At 72.1% G+C, this 14,335-nt stretch carries 13 protein-coding genes; 10 read left to right on the top strand and 3 right to left on the bottom strand.

The window, feature by feature from the left end:
• The first annotated feature begins 85 nt into the window (after positions 1–85).
• The 3 genes from OG730_RS19405 to OG730_RS19395 all read left to right on the top strand — a co-directional run bounded on the left by OG730_RS19405 (position 86) and on the right by OG730_RS19395 (position 3,994).
• The gene (locus OG730_RS19405) at positions 86–766 is read left to right on the top strand and encodes a GntR family transcriptional regulator (RefSeq protein WP_327305409.1); all 681 of its coding nucleotides are present in this window, start codon (positions 86–88) and stop codon (positions 764–766) included.
• Positions 763–3,225, top strand: coding sequence for a glycosyltransferase family protein (locus tag OG730_RS19400; RefSeq protein WP_327305408.1), 2,463 nt, complete (start codon positions 763–765; stop codon positions 3,223–3,225). The genes OG730_RS19405 and OG730_RS19400 overlap by 4 nt, the downstream gene beginning before the upstream one ends.
• A 118-nt stretch (positions 3,226–3,343) precedes the next feature.
• Positions 3,344–3,994, top strand: coding sequence for a putative DNA-mimic protein (locus tag OG730_RS19395; protein ID WP_250744899.1), 651 nt, complete (start codon positions 3,344–3,346; stop codon positions 3,992–3,994).
• A 48-nt stretch (positions 3,995–4,042) separates the two neighbouring features.
• Here OG730_RS19395 and OG730_RS19390 read toward each other — a convergent pair whose 3' ends face one another.
• Complete coding sequence (locus OG730_RS19390) at positions 4,043–4,768, bottom strand: SLATT domain-containing protein (protein ID WP_327305407.1); 726 nt, start codon at positions 4,766–4,768, stop codon at positions 4,043–4,045.
• A gap of 269 nt (positions 4,769–5,037) precedes the next feature.
• On the opposite strand from OG730_RS19390, the gene OG730_RS19385 reads away from it, so the two are divergent.
• The 7 genes from OG730_RS19385 to OG730_RS19355 all read left to right on the top strand — a co-directional run bounded on the left by OG730_RS19385 (position 5,038) and on the right by OG730_RS19355 (position 11,421).
• Positions 5,038–5,382, top strand: a complete 345-nt coding sequence (locus OG730_RS19385) for a YbaB/EbfC family nucleoid-associated protein (RefSeq protein ID WP_327305406.1) — start codon at positions 5,038–5,040, stop codon at positions 5,380–5,382.
• A gap of 61 nt (positions 5,383–5,443) precedes the next feature.
• On the top strand, positions 5,444–6,043 hold the full coding sequence (gene recR, locus OG730_RS19380; protein WP_243330636.1) for a recombination mediator RecR: 600 nt from the start codon (positions 5,444–5,446) through the stop codon (positions 6,041–6,043).
• Positions 6,036–6,683 carry a DUF5063 domain-containing protein gene (locus tag OG730_RS19375; RefSeq protein WP_327305405.1) on the top strand — a complete coding sequence of 216 codons (648 nt, stop codon included), beginning with the start codon at positions 6,036–6,038 and terminating at the stop codon, positions 6,681–6,683. Before recR ends, OG730_RS19375 begins: the two co-directional genes overlap by 8 nt.
• A 147-nt stretch (positions 6,684–6,830) precedes the next feature.
• Positions 6,831–8,108 (top strand): aspartate kinase, encoded by a 1,278-nt coding sequence (locus OG730_RS19370; protein WP_327305404.1) that lies wholly within the window; start codon positions 6,831–6,833, stop codon positions 8,106–8,108.
• Positions 8,105–9,199 carry an aspartate-semialdehyde dehydrogenase gene (locus OG730_RS19365; RefSeq protein WP_327305403.1) on the top strand — a complete coding sequence of 365 codons (1,095 nt, stop codon included), beginning with the start codon at positions 8,105–8,107 and terminating at the stop codon, positions 9,197–9,199. Before OG730_RS19370 ends, OG730_RS19365 begins: the two co-directional genes overlap by 4 nt.
• A gap of 258 nt (positions 9,200–9,457) precedes the next feature.
• Positions 9,458–10,201 (top strand): SigE family RNA polymerase sigma factor, encoded by a 744-nt coding sequence (locus OG730_RS19360; RefSeq protein WP_442814959.1) that lies wholly within the window; start codon positions 9,458–9,460, stop codon positions 10,199–10,201.
• Complete coding sequence (locus OG730_RS19355) at positions 10,198–11,421, top strand: hypothetical protein (RefSeq protein ID WP_327305402.1); 1,224 nt, start codon at positions 10,198–10,200, stop codon at positions 11,419–11,421. The genes OG730_RS19360 and OG730_RS19355 overlap by 4 nt, the downstream gene beginning before the upstream one ends.
• A gap of 95 nt (positions 11,422–11,516) precedes the next feature.
• Here the strand turns inward: OG730_RS19355 and OG730_RS19350 are convergent, their stop codons facing one another.
• Both OG730_RS19350 and OG730_RS19345 read right to left on the bottom strand, forming a co-directional pair.
• Positions 11,517–12,326, bottom strand: coding sequence for an SURF1 family protein (locus OG730_RS19350; RefSeq protein ID WP_327305401.1), 810 nt, complete (start codon positions 12,324–12,326; stop codon positions 11,517–11,519).
• 78 nt (positions 12,327–12,404) lie between these two features.
• Positions 12,405–14,222, bottom strand: coding sequence for a S9 family peptidase (locus OG730_RS19345; RefSeq protein ID WP_327305400.1), 1,818 nt, complete (start codon positions 14,220–14,222; stop codon positions 12,405–12,407).
• Positions 14,223–14,335: the final 113 nt, after the last annotated feature.

Genomic DNA, 14,335 nt, shown 5'->3' with positions numbered 1-14,335 from the left:
TCCATATAGCGGCCACAAACCGATCGGTTTCAGCCGTCCTGCCTGGCCTAAGGTGTCCGAAGCCCACAGATGGAGACGGACCCCTATGCCAGGCAGCGGCGCTGTCACCCGCAACACACTTCGCCAGCAGATCGCGGACGCGCTGCGTGACGAGGTGCTCGCGGGACGCCTGGCGGCCGGCAGCGAGTTCACCGTCAAACAGATCGCCGAGCAGTACGAGGTCTCCGCGACCCCCGTCCGCGAGGCCCTCGTCGATCTCTCCGCGCAGGGCCTGCTCGACTCGGTCCAGCACCGCGGCTTCCGCGTCCGAGTCTTCTCCGTGGATGATTTCCGGGGCATGATCGAGGCTCGTACGTTGATCGTGGAAGGCATCTTCCGCAGGCTCGTGGAACGCGGCACCGCCCCCGGCTCCGGGGAACGGATCGTCTCGGTGCGCCGCCGGGCGGAAGAGGCGCGGCGGGCGGCGCTGAACGGCTCACTCGAAGTGCTGATCGGCTACGACCTGCGCTTCTGGAGGGAGCTGAGCGGGCTGGTCGGCAACATCTACATCTCCGAGTTCCTGCACCGGATCCGGGTGCAGTGCTGGGTGTTCTCCGTGCCCTACATGAAGGCGAACCCGGACCTGCGCGCCCAGCTGTGGTCCGGTCACAACGAACTCATGGACGCGGTGACCCGCGCCGACGCCGAGGAGGTACGACGCCTCGTGCACGCGTACAACCAGCACGGTCTCGACTGGGCCGCGGGCCTGAAGGCGGCGGGCGCATGAGCGGGGAGAGCGCCGTGAGCGGCGACCAGGAGACGCGGGCCGCCGCCGGTACGCGGTGGCTCGGCGCGGTCGGGCTGTCCGTCGTCGTCCCCGCTCCCGTCCCGGAGCGGAACCTCACCGCCCTGCGCGAGCACCTCGACGCGCACTGCGGCACGGGCCCCGGCGCCTGGGAACTCATCGTGGTCACCGGCGACGCGGCCGCCCCGGCGGCGCCTGCCGACGCCGCGGAACCCCGGATCCGGCTGATCCGCCCCGGTGACACCGGCAGCGGCGACGACCGGAGCGGCAAGGGCGCGGCCCTGCGCGCCGGAGTGCTCGCCTCCACGGGCGACCGGGTGCTGCTCACGGACCCCGCCCTCACCACCCCGCTCGACGAGCTGGCCCGCCTCGAAGAGGCCCTGGACCAGGACGCCCACCCGGACCACGCCCACCCGGACACCCACCCCGCCGTGGTCCTCGGCCGCTCCCGGAACCGCCTGGTCCGCACCCTGGGCATCCCCGGCATACCGGGATTCCGCGCCGACACCTGCGCCTTCGCCCTCTTCGACGGCGACCGCGCCCGCGCCGCCTTCGGCGCCTCCACCCTCGACGGACCGGCCATCGACGCCGAGGTCCTGCGGTGGATCCGCCGCCAGGGCTGGCAGGTCGCGGAGGTCGAACTCCCGGCCCGCCGCACCGGCACCCCGACCCCGAACACCCCGCGCCCCGACCGCCGCCGGGCCCTCGGCGAACTGTTCCGCCTCAACGCCGGCGGCCTCGCCGTGGCCCTCGCCTTCCTCGCGCTCTCCTTCTACGTCTTCCAGGGCCTGTGGAGGGACCTCGACGGCGCCTACCTCGCGGACGCGCTCCAGGATCAGAACCAGTGGGAGTGGTTCGTCGGCGTCACCACCGACAACATCACCCACCTCCGCAACCCGCTCTTCACCCTCTCCCAGGGCATGCCCGACGGCGTGAACCTGATGGCCAACGCCACGATGCTCGGCCTGAACATCCCGCTGATCCCGGTCACGCTGCTCTTCGGCGAGACCGTCACCTTCGCGCTGGTCCTCACGCTGGGCATGGCCGCCAGCGCCTGGGCCTGGTACTGGCTGATCCGCCGCCGGTTCGTGCGCAGCCGCTGGGCCGCCGCCGCGGGCGGGGCGCTCGCCGCCTTCGCGCCGCCGATGGTCTCGCACGCCAACGGCCATCCGAACTTCGTCGTCCTCTTCATGATCCCGCTGATCATCGACCGGGCCCTGCGCCTGTGCGAGGGCCACCGCGAGGGTCGCGGTGTGACGCGTGACGGCGTACTGCTCGGCCTCTTCGCGACGTACCAGATCTTCATCGGCGAGGAGCCGCTGCTCATCGCCGCGCTCGGCATGCTGGTCTTCTGCTTCGCCTACCTCGTCGTCGCCCCCCGCCGCGCCCTCGCGGCCGCCCGCCCGCTGGGCTCCGGTCTGCTCGTCGCGCTCGGCGTGTGCCTGCCGCTGGTGGCCGTACCGCTGTACTGGCAGTTCTTCGGCCCGCAGAGCTACCACTCGGTCCTGCACGGGGACAACGCCGGGAACAGCCCGCGCGCGCTGATCGAGTACGCCTCCCGCTCGCTCTTCGGCGACCCGGAGACGGCCGGCAAGCTCTCCCTGAACACCACCGAGCAGAACGCCTTCTACGGCTGGCCCCTGCTCGCCTTCGGCGTCGTCGTGTGCGTGTGGCTGTGGCGGAGCAGGGCGGTGCGGGCCCTCGCGCTCACCGGCTTCGCCGCGCTGCTGCTGTCCCTCGGGCCGTGGGTGCCCGTACCCCGCACGGAGATCGTGCTGCCGGGCCCCTGGCGCCTGATGATCAAGCTGCCGCTCTTCGAGTCGGTGATCGAGGGGCGCGTGGCGATGGTGTGCGCCCCCGTCCTGGGCATCCTGCTCGCCCTGGCGCTCGACCGGATCCTGCGGCTGCCCGCGCGGGAGGTCCGGACGCTGGGCCTGCTGGGGGTGGCGGCCGCGCTGATCCCGGTCCTGCCGCTGCCGCTGACCGTACGGGACCGCGCGCCGGTCCCCGCCTTCATCACCTCCGGGGACTGGAAGGGCTACGTCAAGGACGGGGAGGCACTCGTTCCGGTACCGCTGCCGGACCCGGGCCAGGCGGACGCGCTGCACTGGCAGGTGGAGGCGGACTTCGGCTTCCGGCTGGCCGGCGGCTACTTCAACGGCCCGTGGGGCCCCGACCGGGTCGGCATCTACGGAGCCACCCCGCGGCACCTCTCGAACCTCCTGCGCGACGTCCGCTATGGCGGGCAGCCGCCCGAGATCACCGACTCCTGGCGGCTCCAGGCCCGCCAGGACCTGGAGTACTGGAAGGCCGGCGCGGTCGTCCTGCCCTTCCAGGACCGGGACGCCGAGCTACGGGATCTGATCACCGGGCTGCTGGGCCGGGACCCGGAGAAGGTGCGCGACGCATGGGTCTGGAGGGTGGGACCGGGGGAGCCGTAGGCGCGGATCCGGTACGGGTCCGCACCCTCCGCACCCCAAGGTTCTGCTCACCCCTTCGCTGAGCGTGTCCGGCGCACTACGCTGGCCCGATCGGCGGCAACGACTGATCGGAGGCCGAGTGGCCTGTGACCTGTGGCTGGTCCCCCTTGTCGACGTGCTGTGCCACAGCCCCGACAATCCCTTCGCGGAAGAGATCGCCTCGTACGACAAGGCGCTGGGCGAGGCCGGACTGCCGTCCGTGCCGGTGTTCGCGTACATGCCGGGGCTTTCCGGGGACGTCGCCCCGGTGGCCGGTTTCGACTACGACGCCCTGCACTTCCTGCGGCGGGCGTACCTGCTCCAGATCTGCGGGCTGCCGGTGACGCCGGTGGACGAGCTGGGCGGGGACTACGAGCAACTGCTGGAGATGTTCGAGCCGACGGCTCAGCAGTCGCACCTGGTGTGGCACTACGACCACGCGGGGGCCTACGTCCCCGTGGACTTCGCGTACCCGCTGGCCAACGAGGAGCTGCTGGCCGGGGGCGGGCCGCTGGGGTCCGCACAGGGCCTGCTGCGCGAGCTGGCGCTGGTGGCTCCCGCGATCGGGATAGACCCCCGGAACCCGCCGCTGGCGCCGGCGCCCCCGGGGCGCCCGACGTCGCTGGAGGAGCCGGCCGGGCCGATCCCGTACGACGACAGCCCCTTCGCGCGGGAGCGGCACGTATGGCTGGGCCTGCACGCGGCGGCGACCCGGAGCCTGGGCCAGGGCTCGATGATCATCTTCAGCTGACGCGGGCCCCCGCGCACGCGGGCCCGCAGCCGCGCTGACCCGACCCGGTCAGCGCGGCTGCTCCGGCGGTCTCTGCCGGGGCATGTTCGGGCGGGTGCCCGGGGGGAGCGGGAAGCGGGCCGGCGGGACGTACGCCTCCGAGCGGGATCCGCCCGCGCCCAGGGACTGCATGACCAGCGGGGCGGCGCCGGAGCTGAACTCGACCATCCACTCCGCGGTCTCGGACCGCACGAGCTCGGTGACGTCCTCCGAGAAGCGGCGCAGCACGGTCAGACATCGCTCCGCGGCTTCGCTGGCGGTGCCCTCGGTCGGGCCCAGGATCTCGCGCACGTTCTCCGTGGCCCAGTCGAACTGCAGGGTCTGCAGCCGCCGCTGCACGGCCTGCGCCGTCGCCACGTCCCGCATCCAGCCCGAGGTCAGGCCGAAGAACCGGTCGCAGGCCAGGCAGGCCGCGCCCAGGAGCAGCGCGAGATAGCCGTACGAGGCCGCTCCCGGCACCGAGCCGGTCAGTTCCAGCAGGGGCATCGCGGCGCCCGTGACCGCGCCGACGGCGGCCCCGATCCGCAGGATCCGGGCCCCGCGGCGCTTCCACGCCCGGTCCGACAGGTACCACTCGGCGGTGCGCAGCGCATCGGCCTCGACCCGTCGGTAGAGCTCGTCGAGCCGCTCGGCGGGCTCGCCCCAGTCCCCGAGAGGAAACGGCCGGCCGGTAAGGTCGCCGTCCTCAGCGGGATCCCGGGGTGGCCCCTCGGGCTGCATCTCCGGCTGACTCACCCGGGCACTCCCTCTTGCCTGCGCTGAACGTGTGGTGGTGCGCGTGTGCGCAATGGTGCGCATGCTCTTCCTACCTTCGAATGAGACGCGATGGGCGACGATTCCCGGGATTTCCGCCCGCAAGGGGGGCGTCATCAGGTACGCGCACGCCCCGTCTCTCACTCGAAAGAGTTGGTCCTCACGGCGTAGGGCGCGGCGCGCGGGGAGCACGTAGGCTCGGATTGACCAAGCCGCCGGCGCTTGGCCCGACGCTACGGAGTGAGTGACCTGTGATTCCCGGTGGTGGCATGCCCGACATGCAGCAGCTGCTCCAGCAGGCCCAGAAGATGCAGCAGGACCTCGCCGTGGCGCAGGACGAGCTGGCGCGCACCGAGGTCGAGGGCCAGGCCGGCGGCGGCCTGGTGAAGGCGACCGTCAACGGTTCCGGTGAACTGCGCGCGCTGGTGATCGACCCGAAGGCCGTGGACCCCGAGGACACCGAGACGCTCGCGGACCTGGTGGTCGCGGCGGTCCAGGCGGCCAACGAGAATGCGCAGGCGCTCCAGCAGCAGAAGCTGGGCCCGCTGGCGCAGGGTCTGGGCGGCGGCAGCGGTATCCCAGGCCTGCCGTTCTAGGACCCGTCCCGCTTTCCCTACTCCCCACCAGCAGTCCTCAGAACCGAAAGAAGGCAGTCCGTTGTACGAAGGCGTGGTCCAGGACCTGATCGACGAACTGGGCAGGCTGCCCGGCGTCGGGCCCAAGAGCGCGCAGCGGATCGCCTTCCACATCCTGCAGGCCGAGCCCACCGATGTCCGCCGCCTCGCGCACGCGCTGCTGGAGGTCAAGGACAAGGTCCGGTTCTGCGCGGTGTGCGGGAACGTGGCGCAGGAGGAGCGGTGCAACATCTGCCGCGATCCGCGCCGCGATCTCACGGTCATCTGTGTGGTCGAGGAGTCGAAGGACGTCGTCGCGATCGAGCGGACCCGCGAATTCCGGGGGCGGTACCACGTCCTCGGCGGCGCGATCAGCCCGATCGAGGGCGTCGGACCGGACGATCTGCGCATCCGGGAGCTGCTGGCGCGGCTCGCGGACGGCTCGGTCACCGAGCTGATCATCGCGACCGACCCGAACCTGGAGGGCGAGGCGACCGCCACCTACCTCGCCCGCATGATGAAGCCCATGGGCCTCAAGGTCACCCGCCTGGCCAGCGGGCTCCCCGTCGGGGGAGATCTGGAGTACGCGGACGAGGTCACGCTGGGGCGGGCCTTTGAAGGAAGGCGACTTCTCGATGTCTGACGCAACGCTGCACGCCCTGGGACTGGATCCGGACGACTTCGCGGCTTCGATCGCGGACCAGATCGAGTCCTTCATCGTCGCGGTCACCGAGGTGGCCAAGGGCGAGGACCCGGACAGCGCCGTGCCCTTCCTCCTCCTGGAGGTGTCCCAGCTGCTGCTGGCGGGCGGCCGGCTGGGCGCGTACCAGGACGTCCTGCCCGACGAGCGCTACGAGCCCGACCTGGGCCCGGAGCCGGACGTCGAGGACCTGCGCGAGCGGTTCTCCGTGATGCTGGAGCCGGTCGACGTCTACTCGGAGGTCTTCGACCCCTACGAGCCGCGCAAGGCCCCGGTCCCGCACCGGATCTCCGACGACCTGGCCGACGTGGTCGCCGACCTGCGCCACGGCCTCATCCACCACCAGGCGGGCCGGATCACCGAGGCGCTGTGGTGGTGGCAGTTCTCGTACTTCACCAACTGGGGCCCGACGGCGTCGGCCACGCTGCGCGCCCTCCAGTCACTGATCGCGCACGTCCGCCTCGACCAGCCGCTGGCCGCCCTGGACGGGCTGGACACGGACGAGGACCTGGCGGAGGACGAGCTCGCCGAGCAGGCCGGTCAGGTCATGGCGGAGGAGCTCGGCCAACTCGGCCGGCGGTGACGTCCCCGAGCGCGACATCCCGGAAAACACGTCGGCGGGGGAACCCGTCTGCTGATCTTTTCGTCTCATGATGTGGTACGAAGCGGTCGTATTGCGGCCGCTAGTTAGACTGCACCAGCAATGAGACGGACTGAGCGAGGAGCGCACGTGGGCCTTGTCGTGCAGAAGTACGGAGGCTCCTCCGTAGCCGATGCCGAAGGCATCAAGCGTGTTGCCAAGCGGATCGTGGATGCCAAGAAGAACGGCCACCAAGTGGTCGTCGTGGTTTCCGCGATGGGCGACACGACGGATGAGCTGATCGATCTCGCCGAGCAGGTGTCCCCGATGCCTGCCGGGCGCGAATTCGACATGCTGCTGACCGCGGGAGAGCGGATCTCCATGGCCCTGCTGGCCATGGCGATCAAAAACCTGGGCCACGAGGCCCAGTCGTTCACCGGCAGCCAGGCAGGCGTCATCACCGACTCGGTCCACAACAAAGCGCGCATCATCGATGTCACGCCGGGCCGTATCCGCACCGCGCTGGACGAGGGCAACATCGCCATCGTCGCCGGCTTCCAAGGTGTGTCGGCGGACAGCAAGGACATCACCACCCTCGGCCGGGGCGGCTCGGACACGACCGCCGTCGCGCTCGCCGCGGCGCTGGACGCCGAGGTCTGCGAGATCTACACCGATGTCGACGGCGTCTTCACCGCGGACCCCCGCGTCGTGAAGAAGGCCCGGAAGATCGACTGGATCAACTCCGAGGACATGCTGGAGCTCGCGGCCTCCGGCTCCAAGGTGCTGCTGCACCGCTGCGTCGAGTACGCGCGCCGCTACAACATCCCGATCCACGTCCGCTCGTCCTTCTCGGGACTGCCGGGCACCTGGGTCAGCAACGAGAATCCGCAAGGGGACGAGCCGGTGGAGCACGCCATCATCTCCGGAGTCGCTCACGACGTCTCCGAAGCCAAGATCACGGTCGTCGGCGTCCCGGACAAGCCGGGTGAGGCCGCGGCCATCTTCCGCGCCATCGCGGACGCCGAGATCAACATCGACATGATCGTGCAGAACGTGTCCGCCGCCTCCACGGGTCTGACGGACATCTCCTTCACCCTCCCCAAGGCCGAGGGCCACAAGGCCATCGACGCCCTGGAGAAGGCGAAGGGCACCATCGGCTTCGAGTCCCTGCGCTACGACGACCAGATCGGCAAGATCTCCCTGGTCGGCGCGGGCATGAAGACCAACCCCGGCGTCACCGCCTCGTTCTTCCAGGCGCTGTCCGACGCGGGCGTCAACATCGAGCTCATCTCCACCTCGGAGATCCGCATCTCGGTCGTGACCCGCCAGGACGACGTCAACGAGGCCGTCCGCGCCGTGCACACGGCCTTCGGACTCGACAACGACAGCGGCGACGAAGCCGTCGTCTACGGCGGCACGGGACGTTGAACCCGTCCGCGGCCCGGTCCGCCCCGGCTCCGGCACTCGCCGTGGTCGGGGCGACCGGAGCCGTCGGCACCGTCCTGCTCCAGATGCTGTCCCAGCGGGCCGACGTCTGGGGCGACGTACGCCTGATCGCCTCCGCGCGCTCGGCCGGCCGCAGGCTGACCGTGCGCGGTACGGAGACCGAGGTGCTCGCCCTCACCGAAGACGCCTTCGACGGCCTCGGGGCGGGCGACATCGCGGTCTTCCTGACCCCGGCCGAGGTCTCGGCCCGGTGGGCCCCCGTCGTCACCGCGCGCGGAACCGTCGTGGTGGACCAGTCCGCGGCCTTCCGCGAGGACCCCGAGGTACCGCTGGTGGTGCCCGAGGTGAACGGCCACGCGGCCCGGATCCGGCCGCGCGGGATCGTCGCCGGGCCCGACTGCGTGACCGCGGCGATGATCGCGGCCCTGGGCGCGCTGCACGCCGAGTACGCGCTGGCCGAGCTGGCCGTCTCCACCTACCAGGCCGCGAGCGCGGCCGGCCGGGCCGGCTCCGAGGCGCTGCGCCGCCAGCTGTCCCTCGTCGCCGGCAGCTCCCTGGGGGAGCTTCCCGGGGACGTGCGCCGGGCCGTGGGCGAGGAGACCGGTCCCTTCGCGGGTCCGCTCGCGCTCAACGTGCTGCCGTGGTCCGGTGAGCTGCGCGAGGACGGCTGGTCCTCGCACGAGCTGGCCGTACGGGCGCAAGTGCGCCGGATCCTGGAACTGGCGGAGCTTCCGGTGTCCGTGACCTGCGTACAGGTACCGGTACTGACCGGCCACTCGCTGACCGTACGGGCCCGGTTCGAGAGCGTCGTCGAGGCGGTGCACGCCCGGGAGATCCTGGAATCGGCGCCCGGGGTGGTCCTCGTGGACGACCCGGCCGCGGGGGAGTTCCCGACGCCTTCGGACGCCGCGGGTACGGATCCGGCCTGGGTGGGGCGAGTAAGGCGCTCGCTCGACGACCCGCGCGCCCTGGAGTTCTTCGTCTGCGCGGACAACCTCCGCCAGGGTGCTGCGCTGAATGCCACACAAAATGCGGAGCTGATCGCGGCTGGTTTTAGCTCCTTCACTTTGTAGGATCATCGTTAATACCTTGATCGAGGTGATGGCCCGACGGCCGTCGTCGTACGACGACGCGCGTCCGGGTGTGCGGCTACGCAAGAAGACGATGAGAATCCCGCCGACGAATCTGCCGTGCGCGTACAACCCTGCCGGGGGCACGCGAGTCCAACTGGCGTGGCAGAAGCATTGCTCGAACACCCCGTCCTTGCGGCGCGCACCGGGACGATCCCCGTCCCGCCGCGTCGGCGATCCCGTACGCCCGGTGGGTTCCCGGTGATCGTTCCCGTTCCGCCCGCCGCGACGGCGCCCGGAGCTCCCCCGCTGCCCGGGGTGCCCGCCGCGCCCGCGCCCGGCGTCCGCACGCCCGGACCGGCCAAGGACGGCCGCGTGCCCGGGCCGCGCGACAGCGCGGAGGACATCGGGAGCACGAAGCCGGTCGAGCCGGCTGAGGCGGTTGAGCCGGTCGAGCAGGCCGCGGTGGCCGAGCCGGTCGCGGTGGACAAGCCGGCCGAGGTGGTCCAGGGGACCACCGTCGACCACCTCACCGAGACCTACCAGGCCCACTACCGCTCGCTCCTGGGCCTCGCCGCGCTGCTCCTCGACGACACCGCCTCCTGCGAGGACGTCGTCCAGGAGGCCTTCATCCGCGTCCACTCGGCCCGCAAGAAGGTCCGGGACCGGGACAAGACCCTGGCCTACCTGCGCCAGACCGTCGTCAACCTTTCGCGCTCCGCCCTGCGCCGCCGCATCCTCGGCCTGAAGCTTCTGTCGAAGCCGATGCCGGACATGGCGAGCGCCGAGGAAGGCGCGTACGACCTGCTGGAACGGGAAGATCTCATCAAGGCGATGCGCGGGCTCCAGCGACGCCAGCGCGAGGTGCTCTCCTTGCGCTACTTCTCCGACATGACGGAAAGCCAGGTCGCCGAGGTCCTCGGCATATCGCTCGGTTCGGTCAAGGCGTACGGATCGCGGGGCATTGCCGCGCTGCGGGTGGCGATGGAGGCTGCGCAGTCATGAGTGAGGACCGCAAGACGAACGACGGCGAAGCCCGGGAGCTGCCCGGCCAGTCCGGCGGATCCGCCTCCGGGGGCCCGGAGGCACTGCGGGAGCTCGTGTTCGGCAAGCCGACCTCGGCGAAGACTCCGGACGCGGCGGACGCGGCGGACACGGCGGACTCGGAGCCCTTGGACGAGGAGGACGCGCTGCGCGTTCTGCTGCACGGGGTCGTCGGTGGGATCGAGCCCTCCGGCGACGCGCTGGACCGCCTGCGGCACGCGGTCCCCGCGCGCCGGGTCCGCAACCACAGGATCCTCGTCGCCGCGGCGGCGGCCGTGGTGGTGTTGGGCGGCTCGGTGCCGGTGGGCCTGTACATGACCTCCGGGGCGGGCGGGGACTCCAGTCGTTCCGTCACGGCGGGGCACGGCCAGACGGGCGACAACGCGAAGGACGGGTCCGGGCTGCACCAGAACGGCTCCGCCCGTCCGAAGCCCAAGAGGTCCTCCGACAAGGACCGGGACAAGGACAAGGACAAGAAGGACAAGGACGAGGAGAACGGCGCCAGCGCGTCGCCCACCCCGCCCGGCGGTTTCCCGAGCACCGGCGGCTCGGAGGTCACCCCGCCCCGCGCGACCCCCGGAAGCGGCTCCACCGGCAGTGTCGGGGGCGGCGTGCTGCCCCCGCCCGCGTCCTCGGACGCGCCCTTCTGCTCCGAGAGCCAGGTCGGGGTGGCGGCCAGTACCCGGGCCCCGTCGGCCGGCGGCAAGATCTACGGAAGCTTCAGGGTCACCAACGTGTCCTCGAAGGGCTGCACCGTCCGCGGTCCGGAGAGCCTGACGGCCGGCCCGGCGAGCGAGGGCGGAGCCGGGGTCACGGTCGTCAACCACGTCACGGGCGACCCGGCGACCGGGCTGCTGCCCGACCCGTCGGTGGAGACCCTGAAGCTGGTGCTCCCGCCGAACGCCTCGTACGAGGTCCGCTTCGCGTGGGTGCCGCCGGAGGGCGGCTGTCCCGGTGCGAGCGGCGAGGGGGACAACGCGTCGGGCGAGGGCACCGGGGCCGCCCCGGACGCCGGGACGGGCACCGACACGGGCCAGGTCCAGGCGGAGACCCCGCCGCTCGGTGCCGTGGTGACGCACACGCCCAACACGCTGGGGACCGACGGTCCGAGGACGCAGACGACCATCGCCGAGGCGTGCGGCGGAACGGTGTACCGGACGGGCGTCATCCCGCTCAGTTAGACCTGCTCAGGCAGACCTGCTCGGGCAGACCTGCTCGGGCAGACCTGCTCGGGTAGACCCGTGACGGGGCCCGGACCGGGCCCCGGACCCCTCGATTACGCCGAGCCCGCCCCGGCCGGGGCCGGCTCCGTCGGGGCCCGTTCCGCCGGGGTCTCCTCGACGAGGCCCGCCTCCGCGTCGCGCAGGGTCTCCACCTCGCGCCGGTACAGCCGGAACCACATGAAGAGCACGAACGCGGCGAAGACGAACCATTCGCCGGTGTAGCCGAGGTTCTGGAAGGCCTTCAGGTCCAGCCCGGTGTTGGCCGGAGCCTGCGCCGGTACGGGAGTCATCCCGTCGGCGGGCGTCTGCACGGTCAGCCAGGCGTCGTACAGGCCGTACGGCACGATGTTGACGAGCGAGGCGGCCCCGATGACACCGAGCTGCCCGGCCGGCAGTCCGCCCGAGGAGTAGACGCCCTTGCTGGTGGAGTTCTCCGAGGCCTGGAGCGCGCCCGTCACCTCGACGCGGCCGGCGGGCGGGGCCGGGGCCCGGCCCGCGTCGGCGCTGCCGGGCAGCCAGCCACGGACCACGGGTACGGCCTTGCCGGTGTCGGTCTTGAGCAGGGTCAGGACGTAGAAGCCGGACTTCCCGTCGAGCCGCCGCTCGGGGACGAGGAGCTGGTCGGCGTACTCCCCGGAGACCGAGGCGAGCCGTCCCGAGGTCCGCTTGTCCACCGGGAGCAGCGATTCCAGCGGCGCGGCCGCCTGGTCGGCGGGGCGTGCGCTGGTCGCCTCCTTGTGGGTGTCGACGCGGTCCTCGAACCGGCCGAGCTGCCAGGTCCCCATGAACAGACAGAAGGGAACGCCGAGCGCGACGAAGACGTTGATCCCCCACCAGCGCGGGGTCAGGAGAAACCGGTGCACCCCACCACCGTACGGGGGGTGCACCGGATCACCGGTGCCGGGGCTGCCGCGGGGGCCGTCGCCGGCCGGGCCGCGGGCCTATCTCGGCAGGTGCTTCAGCGCGAAGTCGATCTCCATCCGGACCTGCTTGATCCGCTCCTCCACGACGAGCGAGCCGTGCCCGGCGTCGTAGCGGTACACCTCGTGCGCGGCCCCGCGCGCCGCCAGCCGGTCCACGTAGTTCTCGATCTGCTTGATGGGGCAGCGCGGGTCGTTGAGGCCCGCCGCGATGTGCACGGGCGCCTTCACCGCGTCCACGTACGTCAGCGGCGAGGAGGCCTCGAAGCGCTCCGGGACCTCCTCCGGGGTACCGCCGAAGAGGGTGCGGTCCAGGGACTTCAGCGCCTCCATCTCGTCGTGGTACGCCGTCACGTAGTCGGCGACCGGGACGGCCGCCAGCCCCACCGCCCAGGCGTCCGGGTGGGTGCCCAGGCCCAGCAGGGTCAGGTAGCCGCCCCAGGAACCGCCGGACAGCACCAGGCGCGCCGGGTCCGCGAGGCCGGAGCCCACCGCCCATTCCCGTACGGCTTCGACGTCCTCCAGCTCGATCAGGCCGACCCGGTGCTTGAGGGCGTCGGTCCACTCGCGTCCGTAGCCGGTCGAGCCGCGGTAGTTGACCCGGACGACGGCGAAACCGTGGTCGAGCCAGGCCGCCGGGGTCGCGGCGAAGGCGTCGCTGTCGTGCCAGGTGGGCCCGCCGTGGATCTCGAAGACGGTGGGGAAGGGCCCGTCGCCGTGGCCTTCGGGGCGCTGGGCGAGGGCGTGGATCCGCCCGCCGGGGCCCTCGACCCACACGTCCTCGACCCGCACGGAGCCCGGCGGCCGGAAACCGGGAGGGTCGAGCACGACCCCGCCCGCGGTCGACCGGATGACGGAGGGTTCGGCCGCGGAGGACCACTGGTACTCCACGGACCCGTCGGGCCGCGCCGTCGCCCCCGACACGGTCCCCGGCGGCGTGTCCAGCCGTACGAGCTCCCGTGCGGCCAGGTCGTAGCGCAGCAGCTCGCTGCGCGCCTCGTACTCGTGCTCGATCAGCAGCGCGGACCCGTCGGGGTACCACTCGGCGCCCACGTCGCCCGGCAGGTCGACGGCCAGCCCCTCCTCGGTGCCCGCGGCCACGTCCCACACCATCGGCTCCCACCTGCCGCGCCGCTGGTGGCCGATCAGCAGCCGGGTGTCTCCGGCGACGGGCGCGAAGCCGAGCACGGTGAGGCCCAGCTCCTCCGTGCCGCCCTTGGAGTCGTCGAGCTCGGCGACGGTGGCGCCGTCCAGGGTGATCACGCGCAGGGCCGAGTGCATCGCGTCGCCGTGCTCGGTGTGCTCGACGGCGAGCAGGGTCCCGTCCCGGGACAGGTCGCCGACGCCGGCCGACTCGCGGTGCCGGTAGACCACGCACGGCTCCGTCCCGTCGGGCCGCACCACGTGGATCGTGGTCCCGTCCTCGTCGGTGGAGCGCCCCACGACGGCCGTCCCGTCCCGCCCGATGGCCAGCCCGGCCGGGTACGAGGCCTCCAGCCCGGGGGTGGCCGGCTCGTCGGGGCCGCCCGCGAAGGGCTGGCGGACCCAGGTGCCGAACTCGTCGCCGTCGGTGTCGGAGAACCACCAGACCCAGGCGCCGTCGGGGGAGAGGGTGCCGTCGGTGGTCCCGTTCGGCCGGTCGGTGGCCTGCCGCTGGGCGCCGGTGGCGCGGTCCCAGGTGTAGAGCTCGTAGGTCCCGGTGGCGTTGGAGACGAAGAGCGAGCGGTCGGGCGCGTCCTCGGCCCATTCGGGCAGTCCCACGCGCGGGGCCCGGAAGCGCTTCTCCCAGTCGGGCATGGCGTCGGTGGTGGCGGCGGTGTCGGCGCTGGCGTCAGTCATGCACCCCATGTAACCGGATCGGCCGGGGCCCGTCCCCCGAGATGCCGACGGGGCCGAACGGGCGCAGGGTGGTGTGCGTACGCGATCCCGCGTACGAGGCTGCGTAGAGCCGT

The sequence above is a fragment of the Streptomyces sp. NBC_01298 genome (assembly GCF_035978755.1).
Classification (GTDB): Bacteria; Actinomycetota; Actinomycetes; order Streptomycetales; family Streptomycetaceae; genus Streptomyces.
The sequence above is the reverse complement of the archived record's forward strand: the minus strand, read 5'-3'. Positions and strand labels throughout refer to the sequence as shown.

What these genes read in the sequence shown, in the direction of transcription:
- OG730_RS19405 (WP_327305409.1), top strand. Translation starts at nt 86, where the DNA reads ATGCCAGGCAGCGGCGCTGTCACCCGCAACACACTTCGCCAGCAGATC.
- OG730_RS19355 (WP_327305402.1), top strand. Translation starts at nt 10,198, where the DNA reads ATGAGTGAGGACCGCAAGACGAACGACGGCGAAGCCCGGGAGCTGCCC.
- OG730_RS19400 (WP_327305408.1), top strand. Translation starts at nt 763, where the DNA reads ATGAGCGGGGAGAGCGCCGTGAGCGGCGACCAGGAGACGCGGGCCGCC.
- OG730_RS19345 (WP_327305400.1), bottom strand. Translation starts at nt 14,222, where the DNA reads ATGACTGACGCCAGCGCCGACACCGCCGCCACCACCGACGCCATGCCC.
- OG730_RS19375 (WP_327305405.1), top strand. Translation starts at nt 6,036, where the DNA reads ATGTCTGACGCAACGCTGCACGCCCTGGGACTGGATCCGGACGACTTC.